This window comes from Pseudomonas sp. SWRI77, assembly GCF_014269105.1.
In the GTDB taxonomy this organism is placed as follows: Bacteria; Pseudomonadota; Gammaproteobacteria; order Pseudomonadales; family Pseudomonadaceae; genus Aquipseudomonas; species Aquipseudomonas capeferrum.
Genome location: NZ_JABWRV010000017.1, coordinates 61043 through 82200, shown reverse-complemented (window position 1 = coordinate 82200; position 21158 = coordinate 61043). Strand labels below are relative to the sequence as shown.

The 21158-nt window shown below is 64.7% G+C and carries 15 protein-coding genes; 10 read left to right on the top strand and 5 right to left on the bottom strand.

Features of this window, described 5'->3' with window-relative positions:
- Positions 1-232 precede the first annotated feature (232 nt).
- From HU766_RS17140 to HU766_RS17125, 4 genes are read left to right on the top strand one after another with little or no spacing between them, the layout of a single operon-like run.
- Positions 233-2146 (top strand): sigma-54-dependent Fis family transcriptional regulator, encoded by a 1914-nt coding sequence (locus HU766_RS17140; RefSeq protein WP_186659144.1) that lies wholly within the window; start codon positions 233-235, stop codon positions 2144-2146.
- A 3-nt stretch (positions 2147-2149) separates the two neighbouring features.
- Positions 2150-3883: an ABC transporter ATP-binding protein gene (locus tag HU766_RS17135; protein ID WP_186659141.1), complete on the top strand. Its 1734-nt coding sequence runs from the start codon at positions 2150-2152 to the stop codon at positions 3881-3883.
- Positions 3873-4550 carry a peptidase S8 and S53 subtilisin kexin sedolisin gene (locus HU766_RS17130; protein ID WP_186659136.1) on the top strand — a complete coding sequence of 226 codons (678 nt, stop codon included), beginning with the start codon at positions 3873-3875 and terminating at the stop codon, positions 4548-4550. The genes HU766_RS17135 and HU766_RS17130 overlap by 11 nt, the downstream gene beginning before the upstream one ends.
- Entirely contained in the window at positions 4543-5835 is a 1293-nt protein-coding gene (locus tag HU766_RS17125) for a tryptophan 7-halogenase (protein WP_186659132.1), read from the top strand. Before HU766_RS17130 ends, HU766_RS17125 begins: the two co-directional genes overlap by 8 nt.
- An 81-nt stretch (positions 5836-5916) precedes the next feature.
- On the opposite strand, the gene HU766_RS17120 is transcribed toward HU766_RS17125, so the two are convergent.
- Together HU766_RS17120 and HU766_RS17115 are read right to left on the bottom strand one after the other, a co-directional pair.
- On the bottom strand, positions 5917-7230 hold the full coding sequence (locus HU766_RS17120) for a hypothetical protein (RefSeq protein WP_186659128.1): 1314 nt from the start codon (positions 7228-7230) through the stop codon (positions 5917-5919).
- Positions 7231-7367: 137 nt separating this feature from the next.
- Entirely contained in the window at positions 7368-8861 is a 1494-nt protein-coding gene (locus tag HU766_RS17115; protein ID WP_186659123.1) for an aldehyde dehydrogenase family protein, read from the bottom strand.
- A gap of 411 nt (positions 8862-9272) precedes the next feature.
- Here HU766_RS17115 and peaA point away from each other — a divergent pair, with 411 nt between their 5' ends.
- The 5 genes from peaA (at position 9273) to HU766_RS17090 (ending at position 15569) form a co-directional block, all read left to right on the top strand.
- Entirely contained in the window at positions 9273-10838 is a 1566-nt protein-coding gene (peaA, locus tag HU766_RS17110) for a quinohemoprotein amine dehydrogenase subunit alpha (RefSeq protein ID WP_186659119.1), read from the top strand.
- 47 nt (positions 10839-10885) lie between these two features.
- The gene (gene peaB, locus HU766_RS17105) at positions 10886-12316 is read left to right on the top strand and encodes a quinohemoprotein amine dehydrogenase maturation protein (protein ID WP_033697612.1); all 1431 of its coding nucleotides are present in this window, start codon (positions 10886-10888) and stop codon (positions 12314-12316) included.
- A gap of 1 nt (position 12317) precedes the next feature.
- The gene (qhpC, locus tag HU766_RS17100; RefSeq protein WP_008091708.1) at positions 12318-12641 is read left to right on the top strand and encodes a quinohemoprotein amine dehydrogenase subunit gamma; all 324 of its coding nucleotides are present in this window, start codon (positions 12318-12320) and stop codon (positions 12639-12641) included.
- A 32-nt stretch (positions 12642-12673) separates the two neighbouring features.
- Positions 12674-13795, top strand: coding sequence for a quinohemoprotein amine dehydrogenase subunit beta (gene peaD, locus HU766_RS17095; RefSeq protein ID WP_186659114.1), 1122 nt, complete (start codon positions 12674-12676; stop codon positions 13793-13795).
- A 100-nt stretch (positions 13796-13895) separates the two neighbouring features.
- Entirely contained in the window at positions 13896-15569 is a 1674-nt protein-coding gene (locus tag HU766_RS17090) for a fatty acid CoA ligase family protein (RefSeq protein WP_186659111.1), read from the top strand.
- Positions 15570-15590: 21 nt separating this feature from the next.
- Here HU766_RS17090 and mobA read toward each other — a convergent pair whose 3' ends face one another.
- Positions 15591-16169, bottom strand: a complete 579-nt coding sequence (gene mobA, locus HU766_RS17085; RefSeq protein ID WP_186659107.1) for a molybdenum cofactor guanylyltransferase MobA — start codon at positions 16167-16169, stop codon at positions 15591-15593.
- 182 nt (positions 16170-16351) lie between these two features.
- Here mobA and HU766_RS17080 point away from each other — a divergent pair, with 182 nt between their 5' ends.
- Positions 16352-16630, top strand: a complete 279-nt coding sequence (locus HU766_RS17080; protein WP_186659104.1) for an HU family DNA-binding protein — start codon at positions 16352-16354, stop codon at positions 16628-16630.
- A 68-nt stretch (positions 16631-16698) separates the two neighbouring features.
- Here the strand turns inward: HU766_RS17080 and HU766_RS17075 are convergent, their stop codons facing one another.
- The gene (locus HU766_RS17075) at positions 16699-19827 is read right to left on the bottom strand and encodes an efflux RND transporter permease subunit (protein WP_186659099.1); all 3129 of its coding nucleotides are present in this window, start codon (positions 19825-19827) and stop codon (positions 16699-16701) included.
- Positions 19828-19838: 11 nt separating this feature from the next.
- Entirely contained in the window at positions 19839-21026 is a 1188-nt protein-coding gene (locus tag HU766_RS17070) for an efflux RND transporter periplasmic adaptor subunit (RefSeq protein WP_186659092.1), read from the bottom strand.
- Positions 21027-21158: the final 132 nt, after the last annotated feature.

Genomic DNA, 21158 nt, shown 5'->3' with positions numbered 1-21158 from the left:
CGTCACCCTGACGGCCTTGTCGTGAATGATCAACTGCGGTCAATCTTGCTTTTTTCACCTGATCGCTGTTGCTCTATAGCGGACCTGTAGACTGTATTTTCCCTGTCTTTACGTGTATGTAAACTTGTGCGACCCTCGTGTTCTTTGATTATGCCCACGCCTCTTTGATGCAGACTGCGGCGGCACAATGGCCCATTACACTGCCCGTGCCAGAGCATGCGCTGGAGTACAAATGGCACGACATATCCCCATAATAAATGCCCAAGACCCGCTGCATGAATCCCGCCAGGCCCGCCTGAAGCTGGCCAACGAAGGCGAGCTGCCGCTGGGGATGCTGCGCGACGAGATCGACGCGTCCTGGCGCCGCAGCCTGGGCCATGGCCTGGATTGCCTGCAGGGCGAGCAGGTCGGCCTAGGGCTGGAGCAGGGCCACGACCTGCGCATGCTGCTGGAGCGCAACCGCCTGCTGGTCGACGCCGTCACCCCGGAACTGGACTACCTGGTGGCACGGCAGGGCAAGGCGGGCATCGTCATCCTCGGCGACGCCCAGGCCAACGTGCTGGCCATCGAAGGCCAGACCCACGTACTCAGCCGCGAGGGCCTGCGCGACCTGCACCCGGGCAGTTGCTGGAGCGAGTCGCTGCGCGGCACCAATGCCATCGGCACGGCCGTGGTGGAAGGCCGACCGACGCTGATCAACTGCGGTGAACATTACCTGGACCGGCTCAGCCCATTCTCCTGCACCTCGGTGCCCCTGCGCGACCCGCGTGGCGAGGTGATCGGCGTGCTCGACATCACCCGCGAAGGGGTGATGGCGCAACCGCAGGACAGCCTGTCGACGCTGATGCTGGCGGCTGGCAACATCGAGAGCCGTATGTTCGGCCTGTGCCACCCGGACCAACTGGTGCTGGCCTTCCACAGCCGCCCGCAGTACCTCAACAGTTGCTGGCATGGCCTGCTGGCACTGAGCCTGGACGGCGAAGTACTGGCCGCCAACGACAGTGCCTGCCAGTTGTTGCAAGTGCCGCGCCTTGAGCTGATTGGCCGGCGCAGCACGGACCTGCTCGGCGAGCGTTCACCTGCATTCATCGCACGCCTGTGGCAGGGCGGGGTGAGTAGTGTGCAGACGGCCAAGGGGGCGTTCTACTTCCGTGCCCTGCAGCTGCCGCGCCATGGCCGGGTCAATGGCAGTACGCCGGCCAGCAAGCCGACGCTGAGCAAGCAGTCGCCAGCACTCGACGCCCTGGCCGGTGGCGACCCAAGGCTGGCGCGCAACCTGCGCATGGCCCGCCAGGGGCTGGGCAATGGCCTGCCGGTGCTGCTGCTGGGCGAGACCGGTACCGGCAAGGAGGTGGTCGCCCGGGCCTTGCACCAGGCCAGCCCGCGGGCCGACAAACCGTTTGTGGCCGTCAACTGCGCAGCCATCCCCGAAGGTTTGATCGAATCCGAGCTGTTCGGCTACCGCGAGGGCGCCTTCACAGGTTCCCGCCGCGGCGGCATGGTCGGGCGACTGATGCAGGCCCATGGTGGCACGCTGTTCCTCGACGAAATCGGCGACATGCCGCTAGCCTTGCAGGCGCGCCTGCTGCGGGTATTGCAGGAGCGCCGGGTAGCGCCGTTGGGGGCGGGTGACGAGCAGGACATCGATGTGGCGCTGATCTGCGCCACCCACCGCGACCTCAAACGCCTGGTGCTGGAACAGCATTTCCGCGAAGACCTGTACTATCGGGTCAACGGTGTGTCGCTGCGTTTGCCGGCGCTGCGCGAGCGTGATGACCTGGCGCAGATCATCCAAAGCCTGCTGGACAAGTCCGATGCCCGTGGCGTAACCCTGGACCCGGCTCTGACCACATTGCTCGAAGGCTTCGACTGGCCGGGCAACATTCGCCAACTGGAAATGGTAGTGCGCACGGCGCTGGCCATGCGCGAGGACGGTGAACAGGTGCTGACCCTTGACCACCTCACCGATTGCCTGCTGGACGAACTGGCGAGTGGCACGGCGCCCTCCGGTAGCCTCAAGGACAACGAATTGGAGCTGATTCGCGGCGCCCTGGCGCGCCATCAGGGCAATGTTTCGGCCGCGGCTGAGGCACTGGGGATCAGCCGGGCGACGCTGTACCGCAAACTCAAACAGTTGCGCGGCTGAACCATGGGCCCATTGTTCGCAAGGCTGGTGGACTCCAGCGACCCTGTACTCATGCGCCAGGCGTTGGCCTGGCTGTATGGTTTCGTGCGCCCCCATCGGCGCGCCATCGGGCTGTTGCTCGGTTTGTCGCTGGGTGCCTCGCTGCTGGCGCTGGCACAGCCCTGGCTGGTCAAAACGCTGATCGACGAGGGGCTGTTGGCCAAGGATTACCAGACCCTCTGGCACATGGCGGCGATCATGATCGGCGCGGGCCTGCTGGGCACGGTGCTGGCCGGGGTCAACCGCTACCTGCATACGCGCCTGTCGGGGCGCATTCTGTTTGCCCTGCGTGATGACCTTTATCGGCACCTGCAGCAGTTGTCGCCGACGTTCTATGGGCGGCGGCGCATGGGCGACATTCTTTCGCGACTGGATGGTGACGTGGCAGAGATCCAGCGCTTTGCCGTGGATTCGCTGTTTTCCGCGGTGTCGGCGGTGATTGGCCTGGTGGGCGCGGTGGCGTTGATGCTGATGCTGTCGTGGCAGCTGTCGCTGTTGCTGGCGCTGCTGGTGCCGATCGAGGTGCTGTGGCTGCGCTGGATGCGGCGCAAGGTGGAGCGCGAAGTGCGCAACCTGCGCGAGCGCTCGGCGGATGTTTCGTCGTTCCTGGTCGAGACCTTGCCGGCGATGAAGTTCATTCAGGCGGCCGGCCAGCAAGGCCGCGAGGCAGGGCGGCTGGATCAGCTTGGCCAGGGTTACATGCGCCAGTTGCTGAAGGTGCAGGTGACCGAATTCTTCACCCAGGCCATCCCCGGCACGCTCACTTCCTGGTGCCGCGCTTGCGCGTTTCTGGTGGGCGGCTGGTGGGTGATCCAGGGGACGTGGCAGTTGGGTGCGCTGATCGCTTTTTCCACCTACATGGGCATGGCGGTAGGCCCGGTGCAGAGCCTGCTGGGCCTGTACGTGGCGGTGCAGCGCATGGCAGTGAGCCTGGGGCGGGTGATGGAGCTGAAGCGCGAGGCCGTGGCCGTGCGCCCGGCAGCCAACCCGCAACCCATTCCGGACGGGCCGGGCGAATTGCGCCTGGAGACGTTGAGCTTTGCCCATGAAGGGCGGCAAGGTACCGTGCTGGACAACGTGCAGCTATGCGTGCCGGGTGGCCTGAAGGTGGCCATCAGCGGTGCCTCGGGGGTGGGCAAGTCGACCCTCATCGACTTGCTGCAGCGCTTCTACGACCCGGACGCCGGACGCATTCTGCTGGATGGTACTGATCTGCGCGAACTGGACCTGGCCGCGCTGCGCCGTCGTATAGCCGTTGTCAGCCAGGACATCGTGCTGTTCCGCGGCACGCTTGCGCAAAACCTGGCCTACGGCGTGCCGGAAGCCAGCCGTGCAGAGCTGGAGCGGGTGGTGAGCCTGGCGCGACTGGACAGCCTGGTCGAAAGCCTGCCGTTGGGCCTGGACGGCTTGCTGGGCGAGCGGGGCCAGCAGTTGTCCGGCGGCCAGAAGCAACGCATCGCCATCGCCCGTGCGGTACTGCAGGCCCCGGCGATTCTGGTGCTGGACGAGGCCACCTCGGCAGTGGACGAAGCCACCGAGCGCGAAGTGATCGCGGCCATCGACCAACTGTTCGCCGGCCGCACGCGCATCCTGATCAGCCACCGCGCGTCGATACTCGCCGATGCCGACCTGCACTTGCAGCTGCATGACGGCCAGTTGCGGGTGCTGCCGCAGGAGGTGATCAAGCATGGGCACTGACTTGCGTGTGGGCATCATCGACAGTGGCTGTTCGCCGCAGCAGGCCAGCGGTTTGCTGGGCGCCCGGCGTTTCTGGCTGGAGGACGGTCAGCTGCGTGAAGGAGAAATGCTGCCCGACCAGCTAGGGCATGGCAGCGCGGTACTTGCCAGCTTGCAGCGTGAGGCCGGGCCGATGCCGGTACTGGTGGCCCAGGTGTTCAGCGACCAGGCCAGTACCAGTGCCCTGCAGGTGGCTGCGGCGCTGCTGTGGCTGGTGGAGGCGGGGGCTACGCTGGTCAACCTCAGCCTGGGGTTACAGCACGACCGGCCCGTGCTGCATCAGGCCTGTGCCGAAGCGCTGGCTTGCGGTGTGCTGTTGTGTGCATCCAGCCCGGCACAGGGTGGACCGGTGTACCCGGCCAGCTACCCTGGGGTGATCCGGGTTACCGGTGATGCGCGTTGCGCGCCCGGCCAGTGGTCCTGGCTTGGCACCCGGCAGGCAGCTTTCGGCGGTTATGTAGGTGCGGGCGGCAGAGCGGGCGCGAGCTTGGGCTGTGCAGCTTTGAGCGGCAGGATTGCGGCGTTGCTGCGTGACGAACCGGGTATGGATCGCCAGCAGGTCCATGACTGGTTGCGCGATCACGCGACGTTCATCGGCCCTGAACGGCGAGGTGCCAGCCGTGGCTGATGCGCGCATTGTGGTGCTGGGCGCCGGCCCTGCAGGTGCTGCCACGGCCATCGGCTTGCGGCGGCTGGGCTACACCGTGACGGTGGTGTCGCAGTGGCGCCGTTTCGCGGCAGTTGAAGGGGTTTCGCAACGGGTGCTGGAGGGCTTGCGGCATGCGGGCCTTGGTGGGGCCTTGAGCCAGGCGGCCATGCCGGCTACCCGGCAGGTGCACTGGAATGGCCAGCACCTGCACATGAACCAGGAGTTTCTGCTGGATCGACAGCGGTTTGACCGGGCGCTGCGCGAGGACCTTCAGCGTGCGGGCGTGAGTGTGGTCGAGGGGCGGGTGCGCGAGCTCGTGCACGAGGGCGGTCATCGTGTTCGTCTGGACGATGGGCAGGTACTGATCGCTGATTTTCTCGTTGAGGCCCGAGGCCGTCAGGCACCGCTGGCCGCGGACCGCCTGCGCGGGCCGGAAACTGTCAGCCTGCTCAATGCCTGGCAGGGTAGCCCAGGGGCGCCTGCCTCGGCAGTGGAAAGCCTGGAGGATGGCTGGGCGTGGATGGCGCGGCTGGAGGATGGCCGCTGTTACTGGCAAGTCACGCTGGACGCCGCTGGGCTGCCGGGCAAGTCCGAGCTGGCCGCCTACTGCGCTGAGCGCCGAGGTCAGAGTTCTCTTGTAGCCGAACTGTTCGGGGCGCGAGCTCTGGAGCCGGCGCAGGTGCATGCACGCAGCAGCACGGCAATTTTGGCGGGCGATTGCGTCGGGGAAGACTGGCTGCGGGTAGGTGATGCCGCCATGGCGGTTGACCCCTTGTCGGGGAATGGCATTTTCCAGTCACTGTCTTCCGCGCTGCAGGCGCCTGTGGTGATCAACACCTTGCTGCGCAAACCCGAACGCGCAGGGCTGGCGCGCCAGTTTCATCAGCAGCGGATCGAGCAGTTGTTCCTGCGCTTTGCTCGCATTGGCCGGGATTTCTATGCCCAGGAGCAACGCCGGGCGGGGCAACCGTTCTGGGCCCGGCGTCAGGGCTGGCCGGATGCCCAGCCGCTGCACCTGAGCGCGGACTGGCGCGCGGTGCGAGTGGCGCGGCAGCCGGTGCTGCGTGACGGGCTGGTGGATGAGGCCGAGGTCGTGGTGACGACGGACCAGCCGCTGGGGGTTTGGCATTTGCAAGGTGTGGAGCTGGCGCCGATAGTTCGCGTGCTGCAGGCCGGCCAGGCGCTCAGTGCCGTGCTTGAGGGGCAGCAGGTCGAGCATCAGAAAATGCTGCGACGTTGGCTCACAGAGCAGGGCTATGCCTGAGAACCCAGGGCTGCATGGCGGCCCCAGGGTCCCGAATCGGAGCCTCTGAACTGCTATTCGCTTGCCCCCCGGGGTTGCAGGTCAGAAAAAGGTCCCGACCACCAACTGCATATAGGTGCCGGTGTCACGGCTGCCCATCTGCGTGCCGCCATTGGCCACACTGCGCTCAGGCTTGTAGAACCCCACCAGCGGGCTGATCAGCAGGTGGTCGTTGACCATCCACTCCACATACAGGTCCAGCTCCCGCCCGCCGAGGTTGCCCTGGTCGGTGTCCAGCGTATCGAAGTCGAAGTACAGCGCGCCGACGGTCAGGTTGTCCCGTGGCTTGCCTTTGAGCGCCACGTGGTGCACCTGGCTGTTCTTGTTGAACGGCCCGGCATAGTTGGCCGCCACTTCACCCTGGAACCAGGTACCGTAGCCTCGGCTCAGGCCATAGAACAGCGGGTCGAAGCCTTCGGAGAAGCGGCTGTAGCGGTAGGTGGCAGTGGGTGACCAGGGCAGCTCGGAGAAGGTCCAGTTGCCCTCCAGGTACCAGGCATTCTCGCGCCCGCCGGTTTTGTCCTGGGTCACGTACTCGGCAGCCAGCTCGAGGTCTTTCACGCCCAGGTTGCCACGCCCGCGCAGGCTGGCGGTGTCCATGCCGTCGCGGTGCTCCAGGCCCATGATCTGCGCGTAGCGCTGGTCTACGTCCAGGCCGCGGATCCAGCTGAGGCCAACGGTGCCGGCGTCGGCGACGTGTTCCAGGTTGGCCACCGCCAGGGAGGTGTCGGCCTGGTAGTGGTTGTCGGACTTCAGCCACATCAGGTCGCCGCGCCAGCCCTGCTTGCCGCCCAGGCGCAGCACGGCGGTGCGGTCGAAGGCTTTGCGCGCGGCCAGGTAATAGGCGCCGCCGCGGTCAAAGTTGGCGCCCAGGTCGACCTTGCCCAAGTTGACCGGGTCGCCCTGGATCAGGAAGCCATCGCCCAGGCTGACCACCTGACGGCCGCCAGAGAGGTCGATGCCATCCTCGCCCAGTGCTGGGAACAGGTTGGCCGAACGCCAGCCCAGGTACAGGTCTTCGATGGCCGTGCGGCGTTCATCGCCCAGGGTCAGGCCAGCGGCGTCGCCATCGCCCCAGGTGGCGGAACTGAGCAGGTTGAAGGCGCCATACAGTGCGCCGTTGTCGGCCAGGGCCTGGCTGGCACTGAGGCCGTACTTGACGTAGCCCTCGCGCCAGTTGCTGCTGCCGGGTTGGCGGTTACCGGCCTGGTTGTAGCTTTCGTCGCTGTGGAATGCACCGAACAAGGCTTCGAGGTCGGCGTCGAGGGTGGTGCCGTTTTGGTTGTACAGCGCGTGGGCCTGGGCGGCAGGTGCAGCCAACAGCAGGGCTAATGTGCAGGCGAGTGTGTGCCTCATGGTGTGCTCCATGGTTCTTTATTGTTGTTTTTGCGCTGCCTGTGCCGGCCGATTCGCCGGTGAACCCGCTGCCACAGGTACCTCACAGCTTTCGCGTTCAGTGGTGTACCTGTGCAAGGGCCGGTAGCGGCTGAAGGTCAGAGCTTGATCAGCACCGACTTGAGTTCGGTGTAGTGCTCGATGGCCGCCGCACCCATTTCGCGGCCGACGCCGGACATCTTGTAGCCACCGAATGGCAGGGCAGGGTCGAGCGCGCTGTGGCAGTTGACCCACACCGACCCGGACTTGATCCGCGGAATCATTCGATGCACCGCCCCCAGGTCGTTCGACCAGATGCTCGCCCCCAGCCCATAGGGGTTGTCGTTGGCCATGCCGATCACCTCGTCGATGTCATCGAACGGCATCGCCACCAGTACCGGCCCGAAGATTTCTTCCTGCACCAGGCGGTGGCGCTGATCGACATCGACGATGACGGTCGGCTTGACGAAGTACCCCGGCCCGAAGCTTTCGCCACCGCAGGCAATGGTTGCGCCCAGCTCGCGGCCGAGCTCGATGTAGCCGGTGACGCGGTCCTGCTGCTTGGCCGAGATCAGCGGGCCCATTTGCACCGCTGGGTCCAACCCGCTGCCGAGCTTCATGCCGTTGGCAATGCCGGCGATGTCGGCCACCACGTTGTCGAAGTGCTTGCGGTGCACGTACAGCCGCGAGCCTGCGCAGCACACTTGGCCCTGGTTGAAGAAGATTGCCGTGGCGGCGCCGGCGGCGGCTTCTTGCAGGTTGGCGTCGGGCATGACGATGGTCGGCGACTTGCCGCCGAGTTCCAGGGTGACGCGGGTCATGTTGTCCATGGCCGCCTTGCCGATCAGCTTGCCGACTTCGGTCGAGCCGGTGAAGGTCAGCTTGTCGACGCCCGGGTGACGGCTGAGCGCCGCACCGGCATTCAGGCCGGTGCCGGTAATCACGTTGAGCACGCCGGCCGGGTAGCCGGCTTCGTCCACCAGTTCGGCCAGTTTGAGCGCGGTCAGTGGGGTTTCGTCGGCGGGCTTGAGCACCACCGTGCAGCCGGTGGCCAAGGCCGGGCCCAGCTTCCAGCAGGCCAGCAGCAGCGGGAAGTTCCAGGCGACGATGGCGCCCACCACGCCAACCGCCTCGCGGCGGACAAAGCCGTGGAACTGGTCGTTGGGCATCAACGGCATCGAAGCTTCGACGGTGCTACCCTCGATCTTGGTGGCCCAGCCGGCCATGTAGCGCAAGAAATCGATGGCCAACTGCACGTCCATGACCTTGGCCACGGCGGCGCTCTTACCGTTGTTCAGGCACTCAAGCTCAGCCAGTTGTTGCGCATCGCGCTCCATGAGGTCGGCCAGACGCCACAGCATGTTCTGGCGCTCTCGCGGGCGCAGGCGACTCCACGGCGAATCGTCGAAGGCCTGGCGCGCGGCACGTACGGCGCGGTCGACATCTTCGGCGTCGGCGGCGGGCACCTCACCGAGCACCTCGCCAGTGGCCGGGTTGCGAAACGACAGGGTGCGCCCGCTGGCGGCGTCCTGCCAGTTGGCGCCGATGCGCATCTTCAGCTTGCGTTCGAGGAAGGCGCGGGTGGCGGGCAGGATGGGCAGTTCGGAAAGCATGGGGCAGTGCCTCTTGTCATTGGAATGTGAGAGGCGGTTGCGCAATGGCCGTGCCAAGGTCGCCGATTGGCTGCAAGGGCTTGAGGCGCTTGGGGTTTGCCGCCGTGCAAGGTTGCGATTGCAGGGTTGCGCTGTTGCACATTGAGACGCTGTGAGACGGTGGTGAAACACTGCCTGCACTGGCCTCTTTGCGGGGCAGGGCCCTGTCTCAACATGAAACACACTGTCGCGAAATGGCACGCTCCGACAAGGCTCAGGTTCGCCTTCACGACCGTTAAAAACCTACTAAGAGGCTGAAATTCAACACATTTGAAGCAGGTGGCACAGTTCCTGTATCGCCAGAGTCACATGCACATCTGCTGTACCAAAGCGTGCAAAAACGATAAGAACAACAACCGTGGAGGTCTGACCTTGAAGACGACTCGACTCCGGCGGCATGCGGGCAAACTGGCGCTGGTCGCCGCCGCGCTGCTGAGCACCCAGGCCATGGCGGCCGAGCAGGGCCCGAGCCTGTTGCAAACCAAGTGCATGGGTTGCCATATCCCCGAGGGCAACGACAACTACAGCCGCATCAGCCATCAGCGCAAGACGCCCGAAGGCTGGCTGATGAGCATCGCCCGCATGCAGGTCATGCACGGCCTGCAGATCAGCGACGATGATCGGCGCACCCTGGTCAAGTACCTGGCCGACAAGCAGGGCCTGGCGCCCAGTGAAACCGACGGCGTGCGCTACGCCATGGAGCGCCGGCTGAACACGGTCGAGCACTTCGACCAACAGCTCAGTGAAACCTGTGGCCGTTGCCACTCCGGTGCCCGGGTCGCCTTGCAACGCCGCCCGGCCCAGGAATGGGAACACCTGGTCAACTTCCACCTCGGCCAATGGCCGTCCCTCGAATACCAGGCCCAGGCCCGCGATCGCGACTGGCTGGAAATCGCCCTCAAGCAAATGGTGCCGGACCTGGCCAAGCGCTTCCCGCTCGACAGCCCGGCTTGGGCCCAATGGCAGCAGGCCCGGCCCAAGGCCGATGCGTTGCCAGGGCAGTGGGCGTTCAGCGGCCACATGTTGGCCAAAGGCGATGTCCGCGGGGTGATGACTGTCAGTGCGGGGGAGGGCGACACCTTCAAGGTCGAGGTCAACGGCAGCTACGCCGACGGTACGCCGTTCACGGGCAGCGGCTCGGCGATTCTCTACAACGGCTATGAATGGCGCGGCAACGTGAAAGTCGGCGACAGCAACCTGCGCCAGGTATTCGCGGCGCTGGATGGCGAGATGAAAGGCCGCATGTTCGAGGCCGATCACGATGAGCGCGGCCTGGATTTCAGCGCCGTGAAAGCGGACAAGGCACGCCTGCTGGCAGTGCAGCCGGCGTACATCAAGGTGGGTGCCGAAAGCGAGATCACCCTGGTCGGCAGCGGCCTGTCGGGCAAGCCGGAACTGGGCGCTGGTGTTGAAGTGACCGAAGTACTTGAGGCCACGCCGACCCTGATGCGGGTCAAGGCGCGCGCGGCGGCAGACGCCAAGCCAGGCCAGCGAGAAGTGGCGGTGGGCGCGCTCAAGGGCGTCAACCTGGCGGTGTACGACAAGGTCGACGAGGTCAAGGTGGTGCCGGCGTTCTCCATCGCCCGCATCGGCGAGAACGGCGCTTCGGTACCGAAGGTGCAAGGGCGTTTCGAAGCCGAAGCCTGGGGCAGGGACGCCAGCGGCCAGCCGCTGCGCATCGGTTACCTGCCGGCCAAATGGAAGGTCGAGCCGTTCAACGAGCGTGCAGTCGAGGACGAGGACGTCAAGTTCGCCGGCCAGATGCAGGCCGACGGGGTCTTCGTGCCCGGCGGCGCAGGGCCTAACCCGGCACGCAAGATGATGACCAACAACGCGGGCAACCTGAAGGTCATTGCCACCCTGGCTGACGGCGGCCAGACCGGCGAGGGCCACATGATCGTCACCGTCCAACGCTGGAACAACCCGCCCTTGCCATAAGGCAGGTGTGAACGCGTTTTCCAACGGATCGATTATCGGAGGTCGCCATGGGCGCACAATTGAACCTGGTCGAACGCAACCTGCACGAAGTGCAGGTCGATGCCGACCGCATGTTGTTTCATATCCCCAGCAGCTCGCTGTTTGCCACTGACGCGGTAACCGGCGGCATCATCGACACCCTGCGCCAGCAAGGCTGCTCTGCCGAAGAGCTGATGCAGCGCCTCGGCCAGCAGTTTGCCGGCGTCGATATCGAAGAGACCCTGCGCGAGCTGATCGCCCTGGAAGTGGTCAGTGACGGCTCGCCACTGACGCCGGAAATCGCCCTCAAGCAGGTCGAGCGCACGGCGTTGAACACGGTGGTGCTCAACGTCAACACCGGCTGCAACCTCAGTTGCACCTACTGCTACAAGGAGGACCTGGACAAACCTTCGGCCGGCAAGAAGATGAGTACCGCCACCGCCGAGGCATCGGTGGAGATGCTGCTCAAGGAATCGCCCGACGAGCAACGCTACAGCGTGGTGTTCTTCGGCGGTGAGCCGTTGTCCAACCGGCCTTTGATCGAGCACATGGTGGCCTACTGCGAGCGGCGTTTTGCCGAGGCTGGCAAGCAGGTGGAGTTCATCATGACCACCAACGCCACCTTGCTGACCGAAGAGATCATCGACTGGCTCAACGCCCATCGCTTCGGCTTGTCGATCAGTATCGACGGGCCCAAGACCGTGCATGACCGCAACCGCATCACCGTGGGCGGGCAGGGCACCTACGACGTGGTGCGGCGCAAGGCCGAGATGCTGCTGTCGCGCTACAACAGCCGCCCAGTGGGGGCGCGGGTGACCCTGACCCGTGGTATCACCGATGTCGAGACCATCTGGCATCACCTGTTCAACGAGTTGGGCTTTGCAGAGGTCGGTTTCGCTCCGGTGACCTCCGGCGACCTGTCGGCGTTCAACCTCACCGGCGACGAGCTGGTGCAGGTGTTCGCCAATATGAAAACCCTGGGTCGACGCTACCTGGAAGCAGCGCTGGAGCACCGCAACATCGGCTTCTCCAACTTGCACCAGCTGATCACCGACATCCACGAAGGCCACAAGAAAGCCCTGCCATGCGGCGCCGGGTTGAAGATGCTGGCGGTAGACCACGAAGGCGAGCTGAACCTGTGCCACCGCTTCACCGGCTCCAGCCTGCCGACCTTCGGCAATGTGCACCAAGGCGTCAAACAAGCGCAGCTCAATGACTTCCTGTCGCAACGCCTGGACCGCAGCAACACTGGGTGCGAAAGCTGCCGTATCCGCAACCTGTGCTCCGGCGGCTGCTACCACGAAAGCTACGCACGCTACGGCGACCCGCAGCACCCCACCTACCACTACTGCGAACTGATGCGCGACTGGGTCGACTTCGGCATCGAAGTCTACAGCCGCATCATGGCCGCCAACCCGGCCTTCATCGACCGCTATATCACCCCGCGGAAGGCGCACTGACATGAAGCACTTGAAGCCCCTGAACAACAAGGCGCGCATCCTCGAACAGGCCGCTGCCGAAGACCGTGTTGAAGAGGTCATGGCGATGAGCGCGGTGGCCGGCTGTACCGCCACCACCGACCCGGGTTGGGAGGTGGACGCCTTTGGCGGCGTGAGCTCACTGTGCCAACCCATGGAGGCCGACCTCTATGGCTGTTCTGACCCCTGCTGGTGGCCGGCTCAGGTGCCGGACATGATGAGCACCTACCAGGACTGGAATGCCCAGGCGACCAACTCACAGGACGACTGGCGCAACCTTGGCACCGTGTTCCCGAAAGACAAGTGACCGGCCCAACAAGAATGACAAGGGGAAACCGCATGAAACCTGGACTCTGCGCGCAGCTCGCGCTCACCGTCGCCACCACGGCCAGCGCCTGGGCGGTACAGGCTGACGACACCGGGCCGGCCTTGAAGGCTGGCCATGAATACTTGATCGTGACCAACTACCCGAACAACCTGCACGTGGTCGATGTGGCCACGGATGCGGTGTACAAGAGCTGCCGCATGCCTGACGCGTTCGGCCCCGGCACCGCGATGATGGCGCCCGACAACCGCACTGCCTATGTGCTCAACAACCATTACGGCGACCTCTACGGCATCGACCTGGACACCTGCAAGACCACCTTCCACGCCAGTTTGTCCAGTGTGCCCGGGGAGGTCGGCAAATCGATGTATTCCTTTGCCATCAGCCCGGACGGTAAAGAGGTGTATGCCACGGTCAACCCGACCCAGCGGCTGAACGATCACTATGTGGTCAAGCCGCCGCGCCTGGAGGTGTTCCGCACCGCCGATGGCCTCGATGCCAAACCTGCACGTACCTTCCCGATGCCGCGCCAGGTGTACCTGATGCGCGCCGCCGACGATGGCAGCCTGTTCGTGGCCGGCCCGGACATCTACAAGATGGACGTGCAAACCGGCAAGTACGAGGTGGCATTGCCGTTGCGCAACTGGAACCGGCCCGGCTACAGCGCCCCGGACGTGCTGTATTTCTGGCCGCACCAGAGCGCCCGGCACGAGTTTTCGATGCTCTATACCATCGCCAAGTTCAAGGACGACAAGCAGGACCCGGCCACCGCCGAGCTGCTCTATGGTTACCTGAGTGTGGACCTGAAGACCGGCAAGACCCACACCCAGGAGTTTGCCGACCTGAGCGAGCTGTACTTCACCGGGTTGCGTTCGCCGAAGGATCCGAACCAGATCTACGGTGTGCTCAACCGCCTGGCGCGGTATGACATCAAGGAACGCAAACTGATCAAGGCAGCTAACCTTGAACACACCTATTACTGCGTGGCCTTCGACAAGAAGGGCGACAAGCTGTACCTGGGCGGCACCTTCAACGACCTGGCGGTGTTCGACCCGCAGACGCTGGAGAAAGTGAAGAACATCAAGCTGCCGGGTGGGGACATGTCGACCGCCACGCCGCAGGTGTTTGTCAGGTAGGGCGGATAAACCCGCTCCCACAGGGCGTGCAGTACCTGTGGGGGCGGTGTTGCCTGCGCAAGGGCCGGCCAATCAACACAAGAACAACAAGAGCGCACCCATGACCCAGCCAAGCTACTCCCAGGGCGACCAGGGCAAGGCCTTGCTTACCCAATGCATCGGCGACGCCTTCGACACCACCGTGGCCCGCTTCCCCGACCGCGAAGCCCTGGTCGTTCACCACCAATCATTGCGCTACACCTGGCGGCAACTGGCCGCAGCCGTCGACCGGCACGCCCGCGCGCTCATGGCCCTGGGCGTGCAACCGGGCGACCGCCTGGGCATCTGGGCCCCCAACTGTGCCCAGTGGTGCATTACCCAATTCGCCAGCGCCAAGGTCGGGGCAATCCTGGTCAACATCAACCCGGCCTACCGCACAAGCGAACTGGACTACGCCCTGGTCCAGTCGGGTTGCCGTTGGGTGATCTGCGCCGACGCCTTCAAGACTTCCGATTACCACGCCATGCTGCTCGGCCTGGTCCCGGGCCTTGCCCATGGCACGCCGGGCGCACTGGCCTGCGAGCGCTTCCCCGAACTGCGCGGGGTGGTGAGCCTGGCTGCGGCACCGCCGCCGGGCTTTATGGCCTGGGACGCCTTGCAGGCCCGCGCCGATGCGGTCAGCGCCGAGGCCCTTGCGGCGCGCCAGGCGCAACTGCACTGTGACGACCCGATCAACATCCAGTACACCTCCGGCACTACCGGCTTCCCCAAGGGCGCCACGCTGAGCCACAGCAACATCCTCAACAATGGCTACATGGTCGGCGAAAGCCTCGGCCTGACCGAGCATGATCGCTTGGTGGTGCCGGTACCGCTGTACCACTGCTTTGGCATGGTCATGGCCAACCTGGGCTGCATGACCCATGGCAGTACGCTGATCTACCCCAACGATGCGTTCGACCCGTTGGCCACGTTACGCGCGGTCGCCGAAGAGAAGGCCACGGCACTGTACGGCGTACCGACCATGTTCATCGCCGAACTGGATCACCCGCAACGTCACGCGTTCGACCTCTCGAGCCTGCGCACCGGCATCATGGCCGGCGCCACCTGCCCGATCGAAGTCATGCGCCGGGTCATCGACGAGATGCACATGGCCGAGGTGCAGATTGCCTACGGCATGACCGAAACCAGCCCGGTGTCATTGCAGACCGGCGCCAATGATGACCTGGAACGGCGGGTGAGCAGTGTCGGGCGGACCCAGCCGCGGCTGGAGAACAAGGTCGTCGATGGCGATGGCCACAGCGTGCCGCACGGTGAGATCGGCGAGCTCTGTACCCGTGGTTACAGCGTGATGCTGGGCTACTGGAACAACCCCAAGGCCACGGCCGAAAGCATCGATGCCGAAGGCTGGATGCATACCGGTGACCTGGCGGTGATGGACGAGCAGGGCTATGTGCGCATCGTCGGGCGCAGCAAGGACATGATCATTCGGGGCGGCGAGAACATCTACCCGCGTGAGCTGGAGGAGTTTTTCTTCACTCACCCGGCGGTCGCCGACGTGCAGGTGATTGGCGTGCCGTGCAGCAAGTATGGCGAGGAGATCGTTGCCTGGGTGCGGTTGCATCCGGGGCATACGGCCACTGAAGACGAGCTGCGCGAATGGGCAAGGGCGCGGATTGCCCATTTCAAGGTGCCGCGCTACTTCCGTTTTGTCGATGAGTTCCCGATGACGGTGACCGGCAAGGTGCAGAAGTTCAGAATGCGCGAGATCAGCGTCGGGGAGCTGTCGGCGGGTTAATGCGTGAAGGAAATCGACCTTTCACCCCTGCAGCAGGTCAGGGCTATTGAAATTGCTCAACCTGCGGTCATCCTCGGCACACTCCAGCCCCTGCACCGGCTCAAGCAGCAGGGCCTTCTGCAAACTCCGCTCACCGGCCGCCCAGGCCTGCTGCAGCATCGGTAACAGCCTGCGCGGCAATACACTGAACATCGGTTGCCAGTAACCGCCCTGGCGCACCATCGCCGCACTGTTGCCAGTCACCGCCAACTGCAGCAATTCCTCGATCAACACTGGGTCGATCAGCGGCGCATCGCAGGCCAGCACCACCACCCATTCGTGCCGCGCCGCGGCAAGGCCGGCGATCACCCCGGCCAACGGCCCGGGGAAGTCCGGGTCGGCGTCCTCGACCAACTGGTCGGCATAGGCCCGATAGGCCGCCTGGTTGCGGTTGCAGGATATCACCAGGTCATCGCTCAACGGCCGCACCACGTGCTGTACATGCGCCACCAGCGGCTCGCCCTTCCAGGCCAGCAACCCCTTGTCGCGGCCGCCCATGCGCTGGCCACGGCCGCCGGCGAGGATGAGAACAGAACAGCAGGGCAAGGGGGGGCAGGTCATCGGGCAGTTTCCAAGGTTCAAGGCTTGGCAACCTCCCATGCCTGGAAGTGAAAGTCCAGATTGGCAGAACAACAGGGTGCGCGACCTGACATTTTTACCAGTTGTGGGCTTACCCCAATGGGGCCCTAAATACGCCGACGGCGCTGTCCTGGGGACAAGCCTGCAAACCAAGGAGCGAGTCTATGAACAAAGGCGAACTGACCAAGTCCATCGCGGAAAAGGCAGAAGTCTCAAAGTTGAAGGCTGCAAAAGCCCTCGATGCTTTCATTGAAGAAGTTACCCAAGCGTTGAAGACGGGAGACCAGGTTGCCCTGGTTGGCTTCGGTACGTTCAAGTTGAAGCACAGGCCTGCTCGGGTTGGCCGAAATCCTCGGACCAAGGCGCCGCTGAATATCCCTGCAGCAAACAAGGCTGCTTTCACAGCGGGCACGAAGCTAAAGGCGGCGGTTAACAAAAAGTAGTGGGTTAACCAGAACAGGAGCGTTGAGCGCAATGCCAACGCTCCTGTTCATCGGCTTACCCCGACCTGTCAGCCTTCAGTGGCGTGGCTGGCTCGCGCCTCAGGCTTGGCCTTACCCCGCCCCGCCAGGCGCATCACCACCACGAAGAACACGGGCACGAACACCACCGCCAGGGTTGCGCTGAGCATGCCGCCGATCACCCCGATACCAATCGCCTGCTGGCTCGCCGAGCTGGCGCCGGTGGCGACGGCCAGGGGGACCACGCCGAGGATGAAGGCCAGCGAGGTCATGACGATCGGCCGCAGGCGCAGGCGGGCTGCCTGTACCGCAGCGTCCACGGCATCGACGCCCTGGTCCATCAGGCTCTTGGCGAACTCGATGATGAGGATCGCGTTCTTTGCCGAAAGGCCGATCAGGGTGATCACGCCGACCTTGAAGAACACGTCATTGGGCATGCCGCACAGGGTTACGGCCAGCACCGCACCGAGCACACCGAGCGGAACTACCAACAGCACGGCGGTCGGGATCGACCAGCTTTCGTACAGCGCTGCCAGGCACAGGAACACCACCAGCAGCGACAGCGCCATCAGCATCGGTGCTTGGCTGCCGGACAGCCGCTCTTGCAGGGACAAGCCGGTCCACTCCAGGCCCACACCGGCGGGTAGTTGCGCGACCAGGCGCTCGACTTCGGCCATGGCTTCGCCCGAGCTGTAGCCCGCGGCCGGTTCACCGGAGATCGAAACCGCCGGGTAACCGTTGTAGCGCGTCAGTTGTACCGGGCCGCTGACCCATTTCGCCTGAACGAAGGCCCCCAGCGGTACCATCTTGCCGCTGCTGTTGCGCACGTGGATTTTCAGCAGGTCTTCGACCTGGCTGCGCTGGTCGCCCTCGGCCTGCACCACCACCCGCTGCATACGGCCCTGGTTGGGGAAGTCGTTGACGTAGCTGGAGCCTACGGCGGTATCCAGCACCGCGCCGATGTCGGCGAACGACACACCCAGGGCATTGGCTTGGCGACGGTCGATTTCCAGTTGTACCTGTGGGCTTTCGGCCAGCGAAGCCTCGCGCACGTTGGTCAGCACCTTGCTCTTGCCGGCATTGGCCAGCAATGCATCGCGCGCGGCCATCAGTTCAGTGTGGCCCATGCCACCCCGGTCCTGCAGGCGGAACTCGAAACCGGTCGACTCACCCAGGCCATCGATAGGGGGCGGCAGTACAGCGTAGGCCACGGCATCCTTGAGCTGGGTGAAAGCCATAGTGGCGCGGTCGGCGATCGACTGGGCGCTGTCGTCGGCACCGCGCTCGGACCAGTCCTTGAGCGTGGTGAAGGCCAGCGCCGCGTTCTGCCCGCTGCCGGAGAAGCTGAAGCCGAGGATCAGCGTGGTGTTGCCTACGCCCGGTTCTTCGGCGTTGTGCGCCTCGATCTGGGCGGCCACCTGCTCGGTGCGCATGCGGCTGGCACCGGGCGGCAGCTGGATGTCGGTGATGGTGTAGCCCTGGTCTTCGGTCGGCAGGAACGCTGTGGGCAGTTGGCTGAAGCCATAGCCCAGCACGGCCAGCAGCACGCCATACACCAGCAAGTAACGGCCGCTGCGTTTGAGCGCGTGCACGACCCAGCGCTGGTAGCCGTTGCTCATGCTATCGAAGCGTCGGTTGAACCAGCCGAAGAAGCCCTTGCGTTCGTGGTGCTCACCTTTGGCCAGCGGCTTGAGCAGGGTGGCGCACAGGGCAGGGGTCAGGCTCAGGGCAAGAAACGCCGAGAACAGAATCGACACCGCCATGGACACCGAGAACTGCTGGTAGATCACCCCCACCGAACCTTTCATGAAGGCCATTGGCAGGAACACCGCCACTAGCACCAGGGTGATGCCGACGATCGCCCCGCTGATCTGGCCCATGGCCTTGCGCGTGGCTTGCTTGGGCGGCAGGCCTTCTTCGGCCATGATCCGCTCGACGTTTTCCACCACCACGATGGCATCGTCGACCAGGATGCCGATGGCCAGGACCATGCCGAACAGGGTCAGCACGTTGACCGAGAAGCCCATGGCCATCATCACGGCGAAGGTGCCCATCAGTGCCACCGGCACCACCAGCGTCGGGATCAGCGTGTAGCGCAGGTTCTGCAGGAACAGGAACATCACCGCGAACACCAGCAACATGGCCTCGAACAGGGTGTTGATCACCTGCTGGATGGACACCTTGACGAAGGGCGAGGTGTCGTAAGGGATGTCGTATTTCACCCCCTCCGGGAAGTAGCGCGACAACTCCTGCATTTTCGCCCGCACCAGGTCGGCGGTTTCCATGGCGTTTGCGCCAGGGGCCAACTGCACGCTGAAGGCGGTGGCTGGCTTGCCGTTCAGGCGCGTGCCGTACTGGTATTCCTGGGCGCCGATCTCGACTCGGGCGACATCGCCGATGGTCACGCTGGAGCCGTCCGCGTTGGCGCGCAGCACGATGGCCGCGAATTCCTCGGGGGTGCTCAACTGGCCCTTGACCAGCACGTTGGCGGTGATTTCCTGGGTGCCACGGGCGGGCAGGTCACCAATGCTGCCGGGGGCGACCTGGGCGTTCTGTGCGCTGATGGCGTCGGCTACGTCGTTAGGCGTGAGGTTGAAGCCGATCAGCTTGCTCGGGTCGATCCAGATCCGCATGGCGCGCTCGGAGCCATACAGCTGGGCCTTGCCGACGCCTTTGAGGCGTCGGATTTCGTTCATCACGTTGCGCGCGAGGATATCCGACAGGGCGGTTTCGTCGAGCTTGCCGTCTTCCGAGGTCAGGGTGGCCAGCAGCAGGAAGCCGGTGGATACCTTTTCCACTTGCAGGCCCTGCTGGGTCACGGGGCGGGGCAGGCGCGACTCGACCACCTTCAGGCGGTTCTGCACATCGACCTGGGCCAGGTCGGGGTGGGTGCCAGGCTCGAAGGTGGCGGTGATGGTGGCGCTGCCCAGGCTGCTTTGCGACTCGAAATACAACAGGTTGTCGGCACCGTTGAGCTCCTGCTCGATCAGGCTGACCACGCTTTCGTCCATGGTCGCCGCCGAGGCGCCAGGGTACACGGCATAGATTTCCACCTGTGGCGGGGCCACGTTGGGGTACTGGGCCACCGGCAACTGCGGGATGGCCAAGGCACCGGCCAGCAGGATGAACAATGCGACAACCCAGGCGAATACCGGGCGGTCAATGAAGAATTGCGGCATGGGTCAGCCCCTCACTGGCTGTTGTGCTGTGCGATGGGCGGCGCGCCGGGCGTTGTGCCCTGGCTCGCTTCGACCTGCACCTGGTCGCCGGCCTTGACGTGCTGCAGGCCTTCGATAACCACTTGTTCACCGGGCGCCAAGCCTTCGCTGACGACCCAGCGGTCGCCCTGGGCATTGCCCAGCACCACCTGACGGTCGCTGATGCGGGCCTGCGGGTCGACCACCAACACTTTCGGCACGCCGGCGCTGTCGCGCAGGATGGCGCGCTGCGGCACGCTGAGGCCTTTGGGCTGCACCGCCTGCTCCAGGCGCACGCGCACGTAGCTGCCTGGCAGCAGGTCGAGGTCCGGGTTGGGGAACTCGCTGCGCAGGGTGATCTGGTTGGTGCTCGGGTCGACGCTGATGTCGGAGAACAGCAACTTGCCGGGCAACGGGTAGGCGCTGCCATCGTCCTGGATCAGTGTGGCGCGGGCCTGGCCGTCGCCGACCTGCTGCAGCTCGCCGGCACGCAGGGCACGGCGCAGGGCGTTGAGCTCGCGGGTCGACTGGGTGACGTCGGCGTGAATCGGGTCCAGTTGCTGGATGGTGGCCAGCGGCGTGCTCTCGTTTTGCCCAACCAGTGCGCCTTCGGTCACCAGCGCACGGCCGATGCGCCCGGAGATCGGCGCGGTGACCGTGGCATAACCCAGGTTCAGGCGGGCGCGTTCCAGGGCGGCCTTGGCTTCGGACACTTCGGCGTCGGCCTGCAGGAAGCTGGCCCGGGCATTGTCGTATTCCTGGCGGCTCACGGCCTTTTCGTCGACCAGCTCGCCGTAGCGTTGCTCTTGCAGGCGCGCTTGATACAGGTTGGCCTGGGCCTTGGCCAGGGTGGCGCGGGCGCTGTCGTGGTCGGCCTTGAACGGCGCCGGGTCGATCAGAAACAGTACGTCGCCTTGCTTGACGTCGCTGCCTTCACGGTACACCCGCTTGAGCACCACGCCGGCCACCCGTGCGCGCACTTCGGCAGTGCGCGGGGCGAGGATCCGGCCGCTGAGTTCGCTGCTGATGGCCAGTGGCTGCAATTGCAGGGTTTCCACGCGGACGTGGGTGGCGGGGGGTTTTTCTTCCTGCTCGTTGCTGTCGCCACAGCCGGCCAGGGAGATGCTCAGAAACGCCAGTAGCGCCACGGGGCGCAGGCGAGGAATACGGGTAATAAGCATACGGATCTTCCGATGATGACCGTGCGTATGCTAAGGCAGACGGCGTTCCGGTGCCTGTTAATACCTGTAGGGCGTGTGTGAAAAAGTGTGAAGAAAAATCCTGTCGCTATAGGGGATTCTATATTCTGCCTG

Excerpts from the sequence above, each read along its gene's own strand:
- HU766_RS17140 (WP_186659144.1), top strand. The coding sequence starts at position 233 with ATGGCACGACATATCCCCATAATAAATGCCCAAGACCCGCTGCATGAA.
- HU766_RS17135 (WP_186659141.1), top strand. The coding sequence starts at position 2,150 with ATGGGCCCATTGTTCGCAAGGCTGGTGGACTCCAGCGACCCTGTACTC.
- HU766_RS17130 (WP_186659136.1), top strand. The coding sequence starts at position 3,873 with ATGGGCACTGACTTGCGTGTGGGCATCATCGACAGTGGCTGTTCGCCG.
- HU766_RS17120 (WP_186659128.1), bottom strand. The coding sequence starts at position 7,230 with ATGAGGCACACACTCGCCTGCACATTAGCCCTGCTGTTGGCTGCACCT.
- HU766_RS17115 (WP_186659123.1), bottom strand. The coding sequence starts at position 8,861 with ATGCTTTCCGAACTGCCCATCCTGCCCGCCACCCGCGCCTTCCTCGAA.
- peaB (WP_033697612.1), top strand. The coding sequence starts at position 10,886 with ATGGGCGCACAATTGAACCTGGTCGAACGCAACCTGCACGAAGTGCAG.
- qhpC (WP_008091708.1), top strand. The coding sequence starts at position 12,318 with ATGAAGCACTTGAAGCCCCTGAACAACAAGGCGCGCATCCTCGAACAG.
- peaD (WP_186659114.1), top strand. The coding sequence starts at position 12,674 with ATGAAACCTGGACTCTGCGCGCAGCTCGCGCTCACCGTCGCCACCACG.
- HU766_RS17090 (WP_186659111.1), top strand. The coding sequence starts at position 13,896 with ATGACCCAGCCAAGCTACTCCCAGGGCGACCAGGGCAAGGCCTTGCTT.
- mobA (WP_186659107.1), bottom strand. The coding sequence starts at position 16,169 with ATGACCTGCCCCCCCTTGCCCTGCTGTTCTGTTCTCATCCTCGCCGGC.
- HU766_RS17080 (WP_186659104.1), top strand. The coding sequence starts at position 16,352 with ATGAACAAAGGCGAACTGACCAAGTCCATCGCGGAAAAGGCAGAAGTC.
- HU766_RS17075 (WP_186659099.1), bottom strand. The coding sequence starts at position 19,827 with ATGCCGCAATTCTTCATTGACCGCCCGGTATTCGCCTGGGTTGTCGCA.
- HU766_RS17070 (WP_186659092.1), bottom strand. The coding sequence starts at position 21,026 with ATGCTTATTACCCGTATTCCTCGCCTGCGCCCCGTGGCGCTACTGGCG.